Here is a 17272-nt window from a genome sequence, read left to right as displayed (position 1 = left end):
CTAAATGGCCAAAGCCCAGCCATTTAGGCTTTAAGGTCACTTACACTCCGATTTCTAAGCGCTCCTGCTCACGCTCACACAAAACTAGCGGTGCACTCCTAGTTCTGAGTACACCGCTTTTGAGGGAATCCCTTTTTCAGGGAGTTTTGAGCAACTAAGAAAAATTTGCTTACGAGGCATCATTTTAGCGGACCAATCTGGTAGCAGACTTGGTGTAGCGCTAAAAAATACCGAGAAAGTCGTGAGATAATTTTCACGATGATGTCAAGAGTTGAGCATGCCTTTAAGTGATGATGCGAACGTTTAAGGGGTTCCCTTTGGTTAACTTTCGGTGTACGATAGAACTCGTGACAAAATCTAGGAGTAGGTATCTGCGCGTTAAGTGCTGCTGGAACGGAATGTGAACGACAGACGAAGACGAAAGTCGCGGTGCAGATGCCGCATTCGCCTGATATTTAGGCGTCTCCGCAAAAAAGGAGATTGCAGCTTATGCAAGTTTTATCGTTTAGTAGTCCCAAGCTTTCCACTCGAAACATCGTGTATATGGCCATGTTGATGGCGATGCAGATTGTTTTGGGTCGTTTTTCTTTTGGTACACCATGGTTGAAGATTAGTCCGGCATTTTTCGCCACCATTTTGATGGGGTATTATTTCGGACCATGGCTGGCCGCGGGCGCCGCTGCCTTGAATGACCAGTTGTCGATTATGGTCTTCAATCCAGGCGCCAATTTTCCCGGGTTCACGTTTAGTGCCGCAATTGCTGCAATGATTTACGGCATGTTCTTCCACGGCAAGAAGGTAACGGTTATGCGGACGTTACTTGGTGTCGGGTTGGTGTTGCTGATCAGTAATGTCATTTTGACAACGCTGTGGCTGAACATGATGGGGACGCCTTGGCAGGGAATTATTTGGCCACGAACGATTAAGAACGTGGTCATGTTACCGATCCAGACGGCACTGTCTTATGGGACGTTAAAAGCCGTCGAACGGATTCGGCCGCATCTTTAATTGACGATTGTCTTTTAAAAAACGGTTAGATAAGCAGTGGCAAGTTTCTCGGTCATCTTCTAGGTGACTGAGAAGGTTGCTGCTGCTTTTTTGAGAGCGTGAACTGGCGCGGTTAGAAGTCGGAGTGTAAGTGGCCTTGGGCGTGATGGCCGGGCTTTGGCCATTGCGACCAAGGTCCTTACACGCAGACTTCTGCGCCAGAGAACGCGTTTTCTATGAGAGCCATCTGATTCGTCTGACTGGTCACTCACCGGATTAATTGCTAAAATAGGCGAATCAAAGTTTCTGGAAAGGAAGGCGGACGATGGATCTTTTATTGCTTGGTCTGGTCGCGGTCGCATTGGCCGGAACCGGTTTATGGGCGTGGTCCTTGGAGCGTAAAATTGTCGCTATGCAGCTGACGACGCACAAGATGATGTACCCGAATCAGGTACGTACTGGCCGGAAAACGTATGTCCGCAACTTATATCGTGAAAATGCTTTGGCGCAGCAGATCCGCCGTGTCGGACTGACAGGCAGTTGGATCAGCGGCTTAGCGTTCGCTTTTGCGATTGGGAATCAGTTTTACAACGAACTGAGTCACTTGCCGCTTATTAGGCGATTATATATTTTTACGGCAGATTATTTAACCACGCGCAATCAAGCGTTGTGGGTACTGGCCATCAGTGCGGTCGTTGCCGGGTTTGCCTGGATGTGGCTGGCAAAATGGTTGCACGATCAGCTGCTTGCTGCCAACAAGGCGACCGGGATCCAAAGTGCCGCGGACTTGTACTGGACGCCGGAAAATATCATTCATCAACGCTTATGGCTTAAGATTCTTTTACAGATTCTTTTAATGATTGGTAGCATTCTCATTTTGCTTGCGGCGTTGAACGGGGAACTGCCTAATCCCGGCGAAGCGTGGTTATCCTTGTAGTTGAGGGTCATGCTTGGGGTTCGTTTGGTTCGATGAGAGGCGGGCTGCTTAGCGGCCTGTATGCAGCCGCACGAATATACCACTCACGCTCTAAGGCCATTTGTGATAAACTATTGCCATGATTGTATCGCCGAAGGGAGGCCTGAATTATGCGATTATTAGCACTTGATACCTCAAATGAGGCGATGTCGGTTGCCGTGTTGGACAATGATCGGTTATTGGCGCAGACGACCATTAATCATGAGCGGACTCATAGTGAACAGTTATTACCGACCATTGATGATTTGGTTGCGGCAAGTGGCCTGCAACCTGAAGATCTTGATAAAATTATTGTTGCGGACGGTCCGGGTTCCTACACGGGCATCCGCATTGCCGTGACTACCGGAAAAACTCTGGCATACACGCTGAACATCGCATTGGTCGGTGTCTCCAGTCTAGAAGTGTTAGCGGCTAATATCACGGACACAAAAGCCATGATTGTGCCGATTATGAATGCGCGGCGCAACAATGTCTTCACAGGTGTTTACCAGTGGGACAAAGGCCAACTGATCAATGTGGTCACGGATCGTCACGTTCCGCTGACGCTTTTACTCACCGAGTTGACAACGTTGCGGCAGCCGGTCATCTTTGTCGGATCCGATGCAGCGATGTTTCGCGGACAGATTATCGAGGCATTGGGCGGTTTGGCTCATTTTGCCCCAGATTGGTTAAATCTGCCGCAAGCGTTACGACTGGGTCAGCTAGGCAAAGATTTACCACCGGTTTCTGTCTATGATTTTGTGCCGCGCTATTTACGCTTAACGGAAGCCGAAAACAACTGGCTTAAGGCGCATCCCGGCAAAGGACATGATGTTTATGTTGAGAAAGTTTAGGTCGTGGTTTGACCGCACGACGCCTGATGAACTGCAGTTTGAACCGCGGACGATCACTGTCCGGAATAAGGAATATTTATTACGACGCATGACGGAGGCTGATGTTGACGCAGCGTTGGCAATCGAGCGGCGGATTTATCACGATACGCCGTGGGATCGCTATGCGTTTTTCTCTGAATTACGCAAAGTGCGCCATTCGTTGTATCTTGCCGTTGAAGATGCCGGCCAGATGGTTGCGTTGATTGGCACGTGGTTTACAATGAGTGAGGCTCACGTTACCAATATTGCCGTTGATCCAGCTTACCAGCATATGGGGCTGGGTCGCTTTTTGATGCAGTTTATGATTGGCCGGGCCATTGAATACGGCAGTGAAAAGGTCACGCTTGAGGTTAGAACAAATAATGACATTGCCAAGCAGCTTTATCACTCGCTCGGTTTTCAAGATGGCAAAGTAAAAAAAGGTTATTATGTCAGCAATCATGATGATGCACTGGATATGTATCGGCCTTTGCCGTAACGTTCGGAACCATCATGTTTGTAGAGGAGAACAATGTGGCAGCAAGGGAATTGATCTTAGCATTTGAAAGCAGCTGCGACGAAACCAGTGTGGCTGTCGTTGAAAATGGTAACAAAATTTTATCGAATATTATCGCGACGCAAATCAAGAGCCACCAGCGTTTTGGCGGCGTCGTTCCGGAAGTCGCCAGTCGGCACCATGTCGAACAGATTACGCTGGTAACAGACGCAGCCCTGAAAGAAGCTGGGGTGACCTATACCGACTTAACGGCCGTAGCAGTCACATACGGCCCGGGTCTGGTTGGCGCACTGCTGATCGGTGTGACAGCTGCCAAAACGATTGCTTATGCCCATCACTTACCGCTCATTCCGGTCAATCATATGGCTGGGCATATTTACGCCGCCCGCTTTGTTAAGCCGCTAACCTATCCATTGTTGGCGTTGGCGGTTTCCGGTGGCCATACCGAGCTGGTTTACATGAAAGCCGCCGGTGAGTTCGAGATTATTGGTGATACCCGGGATGATGCCGCTGGTGAAGCCTATGACAAAGTGGGACGGATTCTGGGCATCCCATATCCGGCAGGGAAAGAAGTCGATCGTTTGGCACACTTGGGTCACGATACCTTCCATTTTCCGCGTGCCATGGATAAAGAGGATAATCTGGACTTCAGTTTCAGTGGCTTGAAGTCCGCTGTGATCAATACGGTGCATCATGCCGATCAAATCGGTGAAACGCTTAGTCGCGAAGATCTTGCGGCCAGTTTCCAGGCTGCGGTGGTGGATGTGCTGGTTCACAAAACCCAGAAAGCCCTGACAAACTATCCGGTTAAACAACTGATCGTGGCTGGCGGGGTAGCAGCCAATCAGGGGCTTAAAGAAGCCATGAACGAAGCGCTGGCAGTGCATTTTCCGGATGTGGACGTAATCGTTCCGCCGTTGCGCTTAACCGGCGATAACGGTGCCATGATTGGGGCAGCCGCGCATATTGAATTAGCCAAGCGCCATCTTGCCTCCGAGAATCTTAATGCGGATCCAGGCTTGAGCTTTGCCCATGCTTAGGGTCACGAGCAAACTATTAGCACTTTCGTTGACGCGGGTTCGTTGATTTAGTTAAACTTAACTTATCGATAAGTTTGTTAACGAAAGGATGATTCCCATGGCTGAAAAAACAATTATGTTAGTGTGCTCCGCCGGTATGTCCACTTCAATGTTGGTGCAGCGAATGAAAAAAGCAGCTGCAGCAGACGGTATGGACGTTGATGTTTTTGCCACTGCAGCGGCAGATGCCGACAATAAACTGGCATCGGAGCCAGTTTCGGTACTGATGCTCGGCCCACAAGTCCGTTTCATGGAAAGTCAGTTCAAAGCCAAAGCCGACGCTAAAAAAATTCCGATGGCCGTTATTGACATGAAAGCCTATGGGATGATGGACGGCGAGAAAGTTTTACAGCAAGCAATCGGGTTGCTGGATCAAAAGGTTTAAGTAAATGAATATAACAGTGTCTTGTCAAAAAACACGACAGGGCCGTCATTCTGTATGGACGTTCATGGTTTAGTGAATTCCAAACAATTCGAAAAAGCTTGGGCAATAAGTTCCAGGCCGTGCCAAACTCCACAATCTCCGGCCAGCTGGGGATGGAACGCTGTGGGCACGACTTTGAACCCGCAAAAACCGCGGTTTCAAAGCTCGGCCTTGTTGTAGGCGGGGCAAAGACCGCCCCACCAACAACAATTCCACGGCTGATCCCCATCTGGCCTACGATTGCTCCGCTTTGGCACTAATAGCTTAATAACCTTAATGAATTACCCTTGAGATAATAAAAGGTGAGCACTCCAAGCAATGGATGCTCACCTTTTTATATTGCCGCCATAAGTTACGATGCCACCTACTTGTCAGCAGTTTCCATGTCTTCAAGCTGAATGCTTTTTTCTTCCCAAGCATTCTCAACGTCCGTGGTTTGTTTTTGAACTTCTTCGAGCTTGGTTTGCAGCTTTTGCATTTTGACATAGTCGCTCAAAACATCGGGGGCGGTCATTTCTTTTTGGATCGTGGTCGCTTGGTCGCCAAGCTTCTGCAGTTGTGCCTCTAAGTCAGCAACTTCCCGCTGTAACTTACGGGTTGCGCGGGCATCTTCTTTGGACTGTTGATACGAGGTGGCGCCCGCGGTTTCGGTTTTGGCGGTTGGCTGTTCAGCAGCCGCAGCTTCGGCCTCTGCCTTGGTCTCGGCCAGCTTTTCCTGATAATAGTCCCAGTTGCCGAGGTAAGTGGTGCTGCCGGTCGGGGCGATCGCAATGACGTTGGTTGCCAGTTCGTTGATGAAGTAACGGTCATGGGACACGAACAAAACGGTGCCATTAAAATCTTTTAATGCCTGCTCAAGGACTTCCTTACTGTTGATGTCCAAGTGGTTGGTCGGTTCGTCAAGCACCAGAAAATTATCATGTTTGAGCGCTAACTTGGTCAACTCCAGCCGCGCTTTTTGCCCGCCGGATAAGGCACTGACCGGTTTTTGAATATCGTCTGGGCCGAACAAAAAGGCAGCCAGAACGGAACGGACGTCTTTTTCCGGCATCATTGGGTGCTCATCCCAGATTTCGTCAATCACGGTATTTTTGGGATTGAGTTGTTGGATTTCCTGGTCGTAGTAGCCGACATCAACGTTAGCGCCGAATTTTGCCGATCCAGCCAGAAACGGGATTTTGCCTAAAATACTTTTGAGTAAAGTCGATTTACCGACCCCGTTTGGTCCGATAATGGCAATCCGATCGAATTTATTGACTTGAAAATCGATAGGACCGGCCATCGGGTGATCCGCTTCATAACCCACCGTTGCCTGGTTGACTTTGAGCACCTCATTACCGCTTGGGCGCTTGGGTGTGAAGCTAAAATGCACGCTTTTGTCGTCACCGGTTGGTTTCTCCAGAACGTCCATTTTTTCCAATTGCTTGCGGCGCGCCTGGGCCTGCTTGGTGGTGCTGGCGCGGACAATATTCTTATCCACGAAATCCTGGAGCTTGGCGATTTCTTCTTGCTGCTTGGTGTACGCTTTCCAAGCCTGCGCCTGGCGCTCAGCCTTTTGCTTGAGATATCCGCTGTAATTGGTTTTGTAATGGGTCGCGTGGTGGTGATCCAGTTCGTAAATTTCGGTGACCACATGATCAAGAAAATATTGATCGTGGCTGACCGTTAAAATGGCGCCGGGGTAAGTTTTGAGATAGCCTTCCAACCAGCTGAGTGTTTCGATATCAAGGTGGTTGGTTGGCTCGTCGAGGATGATCAGGTCATGCTTTTCCAGCAGGAGCTTGGCCAAAGCCAGACGGGAACGTTCGCCGCCGGACAAGGTGCCGACCGGCTTGTCGTAAGTGTCTTCACCGAATTGGAAGCCATGGAGGACGGAGCGGATTTCGGCTTCATAGCCATAACCGTTTTGCTCGTTAAAATCGTGTTGCAACTGATCGTACTGTTTCATGGTTGCGGCAAACGCCGGCTTGTCCGCAATAAGTTTGGGATCACCCAGCTTAGCCTCTAAAGTATGGATTTGTCGCGCCATTGCTTGCAGCGGGGCGAAGACCGTCAACATTTCTTTGAAAATCGTTTTATCCGAATCAAGGCCGGAGTTTTGGGCCAAATAGCCAATGGATAGATTTTTCATGGTCGTCACCTGACCGCTATCCGGAGGCGCGATCCCGGTCAGGATTTCCAGCAGGGTGGTTTTACCAATCCCGTTGGGGCCAACAAGACCGATGCGCGCGCCGTCTTGGACTTCAAGATTCACATTGGCAAATAATTCGTTGCCGTTGAAGCTGCGGCTAACTTGTTGTGCCTGCAAAATGATCACAGGAATACCTTCTTTCACAATAATCGTTAAGACCTAATATACCATAGTTTTGTTCATGGGCGTGCGTTCCCTGATGATGCATTCGCACAATAAAATATGTTTGTGAAGATGTATCCGCTTGCGTTCAGGCCATAAACCAGCTAATATTAGCAGAAGATACTATGTTGGACAGTTCACATGTTCTGCATGGGAATACTTCTACAGGAGGCTTGCTTACATGGCGGAAACAATCATCCCCAAAGCAACGGCGAAACGCCTACCCGTGTACTACCGATATTTGAATTTCTTGGCGAATTCCGGGACAACCAAGATCAGTTCAACTGAACTGTCGGACGCGGTGAAAGTTGACTCGGCAACGATTCGGCGTGATTTTTCTTATTTCGGTGCACTGGGCAAACGCGGCTACGGCTATGACGTCAACGATTTGCTGAAATTCTTTAAAAAGATTCTGAATCAGGATCGGCTAACTAATGTCGGTCTGGTTGGTGTCGGCAATCTTGGCCATGCCTTGTTGAATTATAATTTTCGACAGGCTAACAACATTCGGATTAGTGCCGGATTCGATATCAACCCTGATTTAGCCGGAACCATTCAAAGTGGGGTACCAATTTATCCCATGGATGAAATGATTAAGCAAATTAAAGATCAGCAGATTGAAATCGTGATTTTGACGGTGCCAATTGATGCCGCCCAGCATATCACCGATGATTTGGTTAAAGCCGGGATTAAGGGGATCATGAACTTCACCCCGATTCGCATTTCGGTGCCTAGCTACGTGCGGGTACAAAATGTCGATTTGGCAACGGAACTACAGACCTTGATTTACTTCCTGGAACATTATGGGCCAACGCTCAACGAACCGGAAGCTTAACTGAAAAAAAGAAAATGCGTCGCCCATGACAGATGGACGGCGTTTTTTCTTGCGTTGTTGAGTGTACTATGTATAATAGTACACGTAGTACGAAAGGGGGCGCCGGAATGGCAACCGAGTCATATACTCATTTGGCGTACTATGAACGCTTGGTGTTGCAGATTAAGACCCGGATTCTACAAGGCATTATGCAGCCGGGCGATAAACTGCCATCGGTGCGGGAAATGGCGAAGCAAGAACAGCTGAATCCCAATACCGTCGCCAAAGCCTACAAGCAACTGGAGGCGGACGGCGTGATTTACGTTGAACCTGGGCGCGGCACATTTGTGGCTGAACCATTAAAACATGCGAATTCAAAAGCAGTGGCGGCGTTCCGCCCAAAGTTTGATGCAATTGTCGTGGAAGCACAAAGCCTGGGCATCAGTTTAGCGACATTGCAAGCATGGTTGGCTGAAAAGGAGGAGCATCGTGTATGAGTTTAATCGTGACTAAATTGCAAAAAAGAATCGCCAATCAGGAAGTCCTGCGCGATATCACGTTTTCGCTGGATCGCGGCCAGGTTGTCGGATTGGTCGGCCCAAATGGTATCGGCAAAACCACGATTTTTCGTACCGTCACCCGCCAGTATATCGCTGACGGCGGGACGGTCACGTTGGATCGGCATGATCTGACAAACGAATCACCGCAACAAGCAGCCATTTTTTACTTAGATCAGCAACATTTATTCTTTCGCAAGTATGCATTGGCCAAAATTGCGACAACGTATGCCTTGCTTTACCCTTCATTCGATCAAGCAGCGTTTCTGCACCTGATTAAAAAATTCGGGTTAACCGGTGGCCAACGGTTTCAGGGGCTATCCAAAGGGTATCAGGCGCTGGTCATGGTGGCGATGGCTTTGGCGAGCCAATCCCCGTATGTTTTTCTCGATGAACCATTCGACGGGCTGGATGTCTTGATTCGTGAGCGCATTGTCAACTTGGTGGTGGATGCGGTAGCCGATGGTCAGCGGACTTTTCTGATTGCGTCCCACAATCTCGCCGAATTAGACGGTTTATCCGATCGTGTTTTATTCGTCAAAGATGGCCGCATCAGCCGCGATCTTACGTTGGAAAATGTCCGTCAGCAAGCGGTGAAACTGCAGCTGGTATTCCGAACCAAGGAAATTCCGGCGGTGATCAAACAGCATGGCCGCATTTTAAACATCCGTGGGCGCGTCATTGAAGTCGTTTTTCCTGATTTCACACCAGATGTGCAAGCGGCACTGCAAGCTGAGCAGCCGGTTTTGAACGAAAGCCTGCCATTGTCGTTGTCGGATTTGTTTAAAGTTGAATTTCGAAAAAAACATGCGGAGGTGGGCTAGATGGGTGATCATCAGTTGTTGAAACTTGTTCGGATGAGGCATAAGGCGCTTGTTCGTGTGATGTTTGTTTTTGTTGTGTTATTAGCGCTGCTTAATACGGGTGAGTCGTTAAACACATATCACGAGCAACAAAAAAATACTATGACGTTCACACAGTTTATTGAGGAGAAAAAAAGAGCGGCTAAATATCATGATACAAGCCTTGTAAATGAAAGTTATGCAACTTACCTTAAGGAACAGCGTTATTTTGTTATGCCGCAACGCGATAAGCTTTATTCGTCTTTAGTGGTCGGACAAATCATAACGATCATCCATTATGCAATCCCATTACTGCTCGGATTAGCTATGGCTGGGATGGATCAGGCAAGCAGTTTTAATGTGGCCATGTTTAAAAGCCGATTTAAGCGAAGACAATTTTTTGCTGCCCGTTACTGGTATGGGCTGACGTGTTTACTCGGAACTACAACACTTGGCATCGGCATTCTTCTGCTTGGTATTTTCGCTGGCGTGCCGACCGAGTATGTTGGCATTAGCGGCTTGAATATTTTGGGCTTATTGATGATGAATCTGGCCATTGACAGCTTTTTGTTCACCGTTGGCATTGGCGTTGGCAGTATTTTTTCCACGTTGTTCGGCATGTTTGTCTTTGGGCTTTTTGGCGGGTGGCTTGGTGCCAGTGCGATTCAACGGTTCATGGTTTATAACGCTGTGAACCACCGTTCTTATTGGTCACTTTTACCGCGTGGCGATCAGTTATTCCTGCTCTTGTTTATACTGGCGTTAACGATTAGCGTGGCTGGGTACTGGCTCACTCGCTGGCTATTTGACCGGATTTCACTGGAAAACGAGGGCGACATCCTATTGTTGCCAAAACTCCGCTGGGTCATTTTTGTCTATGCCTTGATTGTTGTCCCTTTCAATTTTGGCGATTGGCTGTTCCAAAATGAATTGTTGTCCTACAGTGTCTCCATTATCGGTGTTCTCGCGCTCGGTCTCTGGTGGCTGCATCGCGAGCGTGCGCAAGAACAGCTGATGGTTCGATAGTTCTGAGCAGAGTTCTATGCCACTAAAAAACCGCCGCCGACGTCATAAGTCGGCAGGCGGTTTTTACTTGCAAGGAGGTTAACGATCATACGGTGTGAAGATAATGTAATTTTGATCGGTCGTCGCCTTGAAATCAAACTGGGTGTTCTTGGCATTTTGTTTGGTTTCTTCGTTGCTGATGGTTTCGGTTTGCAGGCCCAGTGCTTTGCGCAGCTTATCGGAAACCCGCTGCATTTCGGCATCTGAGGCGATTTGATAAGCACCGTCACCGACCCATGCATTAACCCCTTTGAGATGATCGGTTGTGATGGTTTTGGCAGCGCCGCGATAGTTCATGAAAATGCTTTGCATATCGGCAAAACTCAGATTAGTGGCAATGTTTTTGGAAATCGTATCCATGAGTTTAGTGAAGTTGCCAAGCGATCCGACAGAAACGGCTTTTTTCAAAATTGCTTTGATGACTTGTTGCTGGCGCTTTTGCCGGCCATAGTCGCCTTCCGGATCAGCGTGGCGCATCCGTGAGTAGGCAAGTGCCATGTTGCCATTTAAATGCATGCGGCCCTTTTTGAATTTCTGGTTGCCAGTGTATGGATCCTGGAATGAAAACGGAACATCAACGTCAATCCCACCGACCGCATTGACGACTTTTTCCAGCGCGCCCATGTTGATCGTCAGATAATAAGAAATCGGCACATTCACAAGTTTAGAGACTGTGTTGATGGCCATATCAGAACCGCCGACATTGTATGCAGCGTTGATTTTCTGCATATTGAACTCTTTGGTGCCAATCAATTCAGCAGCCGTATCGCGGGGGATGCTGACCATGGTGGTTTTGTTGGTCTTCGGATTGACGACGGCCACAATCATGGTATCGGAGTTGCCCTTTTCAACGCGTCCTTCAGCACCGGTGTCGACCCCGAGCAGGAGTACTGCAAATGGCTTCTTTTGGGCGATGTCCGTGCTGACGTGTTTGGTGGCATGGTATGTATTATCGATGGCATATTTTGCCTGGCTATAGAGGCGCAGGGCATAGGCGCCAACCGTAAACAGGCCGACAATGACGATTAAGCCGATGAGGCGTCCCCAGCGAAAACGTTTAGGCGGTTGACGGTGGCGGTGATTTGAACCGGTCTCCATTTTTAAACGGCTCCTTTATAAAAACATTATTTCCATTATAGAAGATTGAATGCGCCAACGAGATTAATATTCGATTACGTTTACAGCGCGTGGGCAATGTAATATAGCCAGACCACCCATAGTGCACCGACATGGGCGATGATGGCAGTGCTGATGGCGCCGGTGTGACGGTAATCATAGGCCAGAACCAATCCGACCAAGGTCGCGCTGAGCCAGTGGCCGCCTGGTTGAGTCACGGCAAATAACAGACTGGCGATCAAAGCGCCACCGAAAACGCCAGTGACATTAACCAGATTACCGAACAATACTTTACGAAAAGCCAGCTCCTCCAGAACGGGAATGGCGAGGCCGATTGCCAAAAAGTACCAGGGATTGGTGGTCATACTGGAAAGCTGCTGATGAATTTGGCTATTGGTTTGCGGCATTTTAAAAAGGATCATTTCAAGCCATGAGCCGACTAACTGAGCAGCCAAGACGCCGGCAATGCCGATGACACCCCAGAAAACGCGCTGTTGTGGTGCGAGGACGCCAGGGGCTTCAATCGCGTTGGCAATGACCAGTTGCCGTTCGCTATACGCCGCAGTAATCATTGCGATGACACTGATTAAGGTCACAATACCAAGGCTGAGCCGCCCAACCGGCATGAATTGGAAAATCAAAAGGTTAGCGATAAACGTGACGAGGTAAGCACCGACAACGGAAAAGGCATGTTTTTGCAGTGACATATAAGGGACTCCTTTGAAAAAATATCCAAAATTAGTATAACATTCCCGGGTTTTGGGGTTGCATTCACCCGGAAAACTCGTTATAGTTACTTTTGTAGTTAGCACTTAGACATAGCGAGTGCTAAATCAAAAAATGTAATGTGGAGGGATTGCCTTGTTAAAACCATTAGGAGATCGCGTGATTGTCGAGGTCGTTGAAGAAGAGGAACAGACTGTTGGCGGCATTGTCTTAGCCAATAATGCCAAGCAAAAGCCGCAAACCGGCAAAGTTGTCGCAGTAGGTGAAGGCGCCTTGACACCGGAAGGCAAGCGTCTGCCAATGGCTGTCAAAGTTGGTGATACTGTATTATACGACAAATACGCCGGCTCTGAAGTAAAGTATGAAGGTCAAGACTACCTCGTACTGCACGAAAAAGACATTATGGCAATTGCGTAAAAAATAATCGATCAATTTTGAGGTGAATAAAAACAATGGCAAAAGAAATTAAATTCTCTGAGGATGCACGTACCGCTATGCTGCGTGGCGTGGATCAGTTAGCAAACACGGTAAAAACAACTTTAGGACCAAAAGGCCGCAACGTTGTTTTGGATAAGAGCTATGGCGCACCGGAAATCACCAACGACGGTGTTACGATCGCCAAGTCAATTGACTTAGAAGACCATTACGAAAACATGGGCGCTAAGTTGGTAGCGGAAGTTGCATCCAAGACAAACGATATCGCCGGTGATGGTACCACAACCGCAACGGTTCTGGCACAAAGCATCATTCGTGAAGGTATGAAGAACGTAACTGCCGGTGCTAACCCAGTTGGCATTCGGACTGGTATCGAAAAGGCGACCAAGGCAGCGGTTGATGAACTGCACAAGATCAGCCACAAGGTTAACGGCAAGAAGGAAATCGCCCAGGTTGCTTCGGTTTCATCTTCCAATGAAGAAGTCGGCAATCTGATTGCGGACGCCATGGAAAAAGTTGGCCATGATGGTGTTATTACCATCGAAGAAAGCAAAGGGATCGACACTGAACTTTCCGTTGTTGAAGGGATGCAGTTTGATCGCGGCTATCTGAGTCAATACATGGTAACCGACAATGATAAAATGGAAGCTGATCTGGACGATCCATATATCCTGATTACCGATAAGAAGATTTCCAACATTCAGGATATCCTTCCACTATTGCAGGAAATCGTTCAACAAGGTAAGGCACTGTTAATCATTGCTGACGATGTTGCCGGCGAAGCATTGCCAACCCTGGTTCTTAACAAGATTCGTGGTACCTTCAATGTTGTTGCAGTTAAGGCCCCTGGCTTTGGCGATCGGCGCAAGGCACAACTGGAAGACATTGCAACCTTGACCGGTGGCACCGTGATCAGTTCCGATCTTGGCTTGGATCTGAAGGATACCAAGATTGAACAATTGGGTCGTGCCGGCAAAGTTACCGTTACCAAGGACAACACCACGATTGTTGATGGCGCAGGTTCCAAGGATGCCATTGCTGAACGGGTTAACATCATCAAGAAGCAAATTGACGACACAACCAGCGACTTCGATCGTGAGAAGTTGCAAGAACGTCTGGCTAAGTTAGCCGGCGGGGTTGCGGTTGTCAAGGTCGGTGCTGCAACCGAAACCGAATTGAAGGAACGTAAGTATCGGATCGAAGATGCTTTGAACGCGACCCGTGCTGCCGTTGAAGAAGGTTACGTTGCCGGCGGTGGTACTGCCTTGGTTGACGTCATCCCTGCAGTCGCTGCTTTGAAAGAAGAAGGCGACGTTCAGACCGGGATCAACATTGTTCTGCGTGCCCTTGAAGAACCTGTTCGCCAGATTGCCGAAAACGCTGGCCGCGAAGGTTCTGTCATCGTTGAACAATTGAAGAAGGAAAAGCAAGGCATTGGTTACAATGCTTCAACCGGTGAATGGGAAGACATGGCTAAGTCAGGTATCATCGACCCAACCAAGGTTACCCGTTCCGCATTGCAAAATGCTGCATCAGTTGCTGCTTTGATGCTGACCACTGAAGCGGTTGTTGCTGACAAGCCAGAACCAAAGGATAACAACGCGGGTGCTGCAGGTGCAAACCCAGCAGCTGGTGGCATGGGCGGCATGATGTAATTTCGTCCTATCCTTAAAAAGAAGAACACAAATAAAACACCAGCGAACTTTGCTGGTGTTTTTTATATGTGAGCGTGAGCCAGCCGATTTCTGGGCTAGCGAACGTATGATGGCACGTCTTTTGTACCCTTCAAACTCGTGCCAAGCGTTATCATAGGCATTGACCACCTTTCCTTGTTAAAATAAAATTGGTAAACAGTTAACGTTGCTATTTTTCCATGTCAAATAAGAGGGGACGAGTTATATGAAATTGATTCAAAATCCCATTCGGCTTAATGCCAGTTTACACAAGATGCTTCCGCACACCATGCGCTTTTTATACAGTCGCAAGCCAGTCAAGTATTTCGAACTTTACACGCTAGGATCGGTACATGTTTATTATGTGGAAGGATTCGACCAAATCGATATTGTCCTGACTCATGACAAGCGCACCATCAAAGATGCCGAAATTGATTTTGTCCTCGAGAAACTATTGCCAGACACACCAAAAACCGAGCTAAAAATCGACCACGCCGCCAAAAGCGAGATCGAACATGAAGTCCATCGTAAATTGAAGGTACATGATGTTGTTATTGTAGAAAAAGCGTCAGCGTGAACTGGCGCGGTTAGAAGTTGGCGTGTAAGTGGCCTCAACCCCAATGTTGTTTTTTGTCACTGGGATTGAGGCCCTTACACTTAAGTCTCTGAGCTGACAAATGCGTTATAAAAAACCGCAGTCAACGAAAACCCTTAGTCCCCAGATAGAGTGATGCCTGATCGTGGCTTTTTCCGAACCATACCCGCTGACAAATATCGATCCAACCGGTGTTTCTGGCGGCACATATAAGTTAAGATGAAACAAGGTAGGCGTAAGCCAAAATTTAGAGTACACTAATGCATGTTTGTTTACGATTCATTAAAATTTTTGAACCGGTGTGGGTTAATAGGAGTTTAGAAAATGATGCACTTGAAACGGCTGTTCATTGGTCGGCCTTTGAAATCTTCCGAGGAAGGTGGTCAACAGCTTAACATCTTCAAAGCATTGGCGATGCTGTCGTCAGATGCTTTGTCCAGTGTGGCTTATGGGACCGAGCAGATTGTCTTGGTCCTCACGACACTGTCGGCTGCGGCAATTTGGTATTCGTTACCGATTGCGGCGTTCGTTTTAGTCTTACTGATTTCGCTGACACTTTCATATCGGCAGATTATCCATGCTTACCCTAGTGGTGGCGGGGCCTATGTTGTTGCCAGCGAAAATTTGGGTCGCAATGCCGGTTTAACGGCCGGTGCTTCGTTGCTGATTGATTACATGCTGACGGTATCGGTTTCGGTTTCGGCCGGCGCCGAGGCGATCACTAGTGCGATTCCTGCGCTGTATGGCCATCAGGTGGCGATTTCGCTGATCATCATTTTTATCTTGATGGGCATGAACTTACGTGGCATGAGCGAATCGGCTAATTTTCTGATGATTCCGGTTTATCTATTTGTGCTTGTGATGACCGTGATGATCGTCTGGGGACTTTATCAGGTTGTCAGTGGTGCCATTCCGTATAAGGCAACTTCATTGGTCGGCGCAGCGATTCCCGGCGTGTCGATGGCGTTGATTTTCCGGGCGTTTTCCAGCGGATCCAGTTCACTGACCGGGGTTGAAGCGATCAGTAATGCGGTGCCGTTTTTCAAGTTGCCCAAGGAAAAGAATGCAGCCAAAACGTTAGCGATTATGGCTGGCATTCTGGGGTTCTTCTTTGCCGGGATCACGTTCTTGAACTACTGGTATGGTTTAGTGCCGATGGCGAAGGTGACGGTACTTTCACAGGTTGCCAAAGAAACATTTGGTGGCACCGGCATCATGTATTATGTCGTTCAATTTGCGACCGCGTTAATTTTGGCGGTTGCTGCCAACACAGGGTTCTCGGCTTTTCCGGTCTTAGCGTTCAACTTAGCGAAGGATAAGTTTATGCCGCATATGTACCTGGATCGCGGTGATCGGCTGGGTTATTCCAATGGGATTTTGACCTTGGCGCTGGGCTCGGCGGCGTTGATCACCATTTTCCAGGGATCCACGGAGCGTCTGATTCCATTGTACGCGGTCGGCGTGTTCATTCCGTTTACGTTGTCGCAAACCGGGATGATCATTCACTGGTTCCGGCACCGCGGCAAGGGCTGGATTGGCAAAACGGTCGCCAACCTTTCTGGTGCGTTGATTTCGTTCGCGATTCTGGTCATCTTATTTGCTTACCGGCTGTTTGATATCTGGCCGTTCTTCATCGTCATGCCGCTCGCCATCTTTATGTTTTACAAGATTCATGATCATTATCGTAAAGTGGCCGCGCAGTTACGATTGCCGGCAGATGTTGAGGAGCATGAGTACGATGGCAGCACCGTCATTGTGCTTGTCGGCAATGTGACGCGGGTGACCCGCGCCGCGCTGAATTATGCGCAGTCCATCGGCGATTATGTCATTGCGATGCACGTCTCGATGGATGAGAATCCGAATAAGGAAAAAGAAACGCAAAGCGAATTTCGGGCTGATTTTCCGGATGTCCGGTTTGTCGATATTCACTCGTCGTATCGTTCGATTGAAGCACCGACAATTCGCTTCGTCGACATCGTGGCGCGGAATGCTGCTAAACGCAACTTCACGACCACGGTGCTAATTCCGCAATTCGTACCGCGCAAAAAGTGGCAAAATATTCTCCATAACTAAACCAACTTCCGTCTACGCGCTGCGTTTGCAAGCCGCGAAAACGTGATTATTGCCACTTACAGTTATCATTTGAAGAAGTGACCGTTTAGGTAGGTTGGAGAGACATGCAATAGAGGCGGATGAATTCCATAGGTGTGGGTTCATTCGCTTTTTTGGTTTCTAACCGTGTCTATTTGCGCTCTGAAAACG

The 17272-nt window shown here is 48.4% G+C and carries 16 protein-coding genes, 1 pseudogene and 1 riboswitch; of the genes and pseudogenes, 14 read left to right on the top strand and 3 right to left on the bottom strand.

The features are described 5' to 3' along the window. The first annotated feature begins 357 nt into the window (after positions 1 to 357). A riboswitch (THF riboswitch) is annotated at positions 358 to 452 on the top strand. 37 nt (positions 453 to 489) lie between these two features. From GSO_RS10725 to GSO_RS10695, 6 genes are all read left to right on the top strand, one after another. Beyond that, on the top strand, positions 490 to 1008 hold the full coding sequence (locus GSO_RS10725; RefSeq protein ID WP_010492005.1) for a folate family ECF transporter S component: 519 nt from the start codon (positions 490 to 492) through the stop codon (positions 1006 to 1008). A gap of 304 nt (positions 1009 to 1312) precedes the next feature. Next, positions 1313 to 1924 carry a hypothetical protein gene (locus GSO_RS10715; protein ID WP_010492004.1) on the top strand — a complete coding sequence of 204 codons (612 nt, stop codon included), beginning with the start codon at positions 1313 to 1315 and terminating at the stop codon, positions 1922 to 1924. 149 nt (positions 1925 to 2073) lie between these two features. After that, positions 2074 to 2796 carry a tRNA (adenosine(37)-N6)-threonylcarbamoyltransferase complex dimerization subunit type 1 TsaB gene (gene tsaB / locus GSO_RS10710; RefSeq protein ID WP_010492002.1) on the top strand — a complete coding sequence of 241 codons (723 nt, stop codon included), beginning with the start codon at positions 2074 to 2076 and terminating at the stop codon, positions 2794 to 2796. Then, entirely contained in the window at positions 2780 to 3313 is a 534-nt protein-coding gene (gene rimI / locus GSO_RS10705; RefSeq protein ID WP_010491999.1) for a ribosomal protein S18-alanine N-acetyltransferase, read from the top strand. The genes tsaB and rimI overlap by 17 nt, the downstream gene beginning before the upstream one ends. Before the next feature lie 35 nt (positions 3314 to 3348). Then, the gene (gene tsaD / locus GSO_RS10700; protein ID WP_010491997.1) at positions 3349 to 4371 is read left to right on the top strand and encodes a tRNA (adenosine(37)-N6)-threonylcarbamoyltransferase complex transferase subunit TsaD; all 1023 of its coding nucleotides are present in this window, start codon (positions 3349 to 3351) and stop codon (positions 4369 to 4371) included. A gap of 97 nt (positions 4372 to 4468) precedes the next feature. Next, positions 4469 to 4795, top strand: a complete 327-nt coding sequence (locus tag GSO_RS10695; RefSeq protein ID WP_010491995.1) for a PTS sugar transporter subunit IIB — start codon at positions 4469 to 4471, stop codon at positions 4793 to 4795. A 403-nt stretch (positions 4796 to 5198) separates the two neighbouring features. Here the strand turns inward: GSO_RS10695 and GSO_RS10690 are convergent, their stop codons facing one another. Beyond that, the gene (locus GSO_RS10690; protein WP_010491993.1) at positions 5199 to 7151 is read right to left on the bottom strand and encodes an ABC-F family ATP-binding cassette domain-containing protein; all 1953 of its coding nucleotides are present in this window, start codon (positions 7149 to 7151) and stop codon (positions 5199 to 5201) included. Between the two features lie 217 nt (positions 7152 to 7368). Here GSO_RS10690 and GSO_RS10685 point away from each other — a divergent pair, with 217 nt between their 5' ends. The 4 genes from GSO_RS10685 (at position 7369) to GSO_RS10670 (ending at position 10426) form a co-directional block, all read left to right on the top strand. Then, complete coding sequence (locus GSO_RS10685; protein ID WP_010491991.1) at positions 7369 to 8022, top strand: redox-sensing transcriptional repressor Rex; 654 nt, start codon at positions 7369 to 7371, stop codon at positions 8020 to 8022. Between the two features lie 107 nt (positions 8023 to 8129). Next, positions 8130 to 8498 (top strand): GntR family transcriptional regulator, encoded by a 369-nt coding sequence (locus GSO_RS10680; protein WP_010491990.1) that lies wholly within the window; start codon positions 8130 to 8132, stop codon positions 8496 to 8498. Continuing rightward, a complete protein-coding gene (locus GSO_RS10675; protein WP_010491988.1) occupies positions 8495 to 9382 on the top strand; it encodes an ATP-binding cassette domain-containing protein in 888 nt (295 codons plus the stop codon). The genes GSO_RS10680 and GSO_RS10675 overlap by 4 nt, the downstream gene beginning before the upstream one ends. Further along, positions 9383 to 10426 carry a hypothetical protein gene (locus tag GSO_RS10670; protein WP_010491986.1) on the top strand — a complete coding sequence of 348 codons (1044 nt, stop codon included), beginning with the start codon at positions 9383 to 9385 and terminating at the stop codon, positions 10424 to 10426. Between the two features lie 78 nt (positions 10427 to 10504). On the opposite strand, the gene GSO_RS10665 is transcribed toward GSO_RS10670, so the two are convergent. Then, positions 10505 to 11563, bottom strand: coding sequence for an LCP family protein (locus tag GSO_RS10665; RefSeq protein ID WP_010491984.1), 1059 nt, complete (start codon positions 11561 to 11563; stop codon positions 10505 to 10507). Between the two features lie 80 nt (positions 11564 to 11643). Beyond that, positions 11644 to 12288: a CPBP family intramembrane glutamic endopeptidase gene (locus tag GSO_RS10660; RefSeq protein WP_010491982.1), complete on the bottom strand. Its 645-nt coding sequence runs from the start codon at positions 12286 to 12288 to the stop codon at positions 11644 to 11646. Positions 12289 to 12442: 154 nt separating this feature from the next. On the opposite strand from GSO_RS10660, the gene groES reads away from it, so the two are divergent. From groES to kimA, 4 genes and pseudogenes are all read left to right on the top strand, one after another. Continuing rightward, a complete protein-coding gene (groES, locus tag GSO_RS10655; RefSeq protein ID WP_003567052.1) occupies positions 12443 to 12724 on the top strand; it encodes a co-chaperone GroES in 282 nt (93 codons plus the stop codon). Positions 12725 to 12759: 35 nt separating this feature from the next. Continuing rightward, positions 12760 to 14397 (top strand): chaperonin GroEL, encoded by a 1638-nt coding sequence (gene groL, locus GSO_RS10650; protein ID WP_010491955.1) that lies wholly within the window; start codon positions 12760 to 12762, stop codon positions 14395 to 14397. A 244-nt stretch (positions 14398 to 14641) separates the two neighbouring features. Further along, positions 14642 to 14992: a DUF1827 family protein gene (locus tag GSO_RS10645; protein ID WP_010491953.1), complete on the top strand. Its 351-nt coding sequence runs from the start codon at positions 14642 to 14644 to the stop codon at positions 14990 to 14992. Between the two features lie 342 nt (positions 14993 to 15334). Continuing rightward, positions 15335 to 17164: pseudogene (gene kimA / locus GSO_RS10640) on the top strand (potassium transporter KimA). Positions 17165 to 17272 lie beyond the last annotated feature (108 nt).

The sequence above is a fragment of the Lacticaseibacillus zeae DSM 20178 = KCTC 3804 genome (assembly GCF_000260435.1).
In the GTDB taxonomy this organism is placed as follows: Bacteria; Bacillota; Bacilli; order Lactobacillales; family Lactobacillaceae; genus Lacticaseibacillus; species Lacticaseibacillus zeae.
This window is presented reverse-complemented; position numbering and strand designations above follow the sequence as displayed.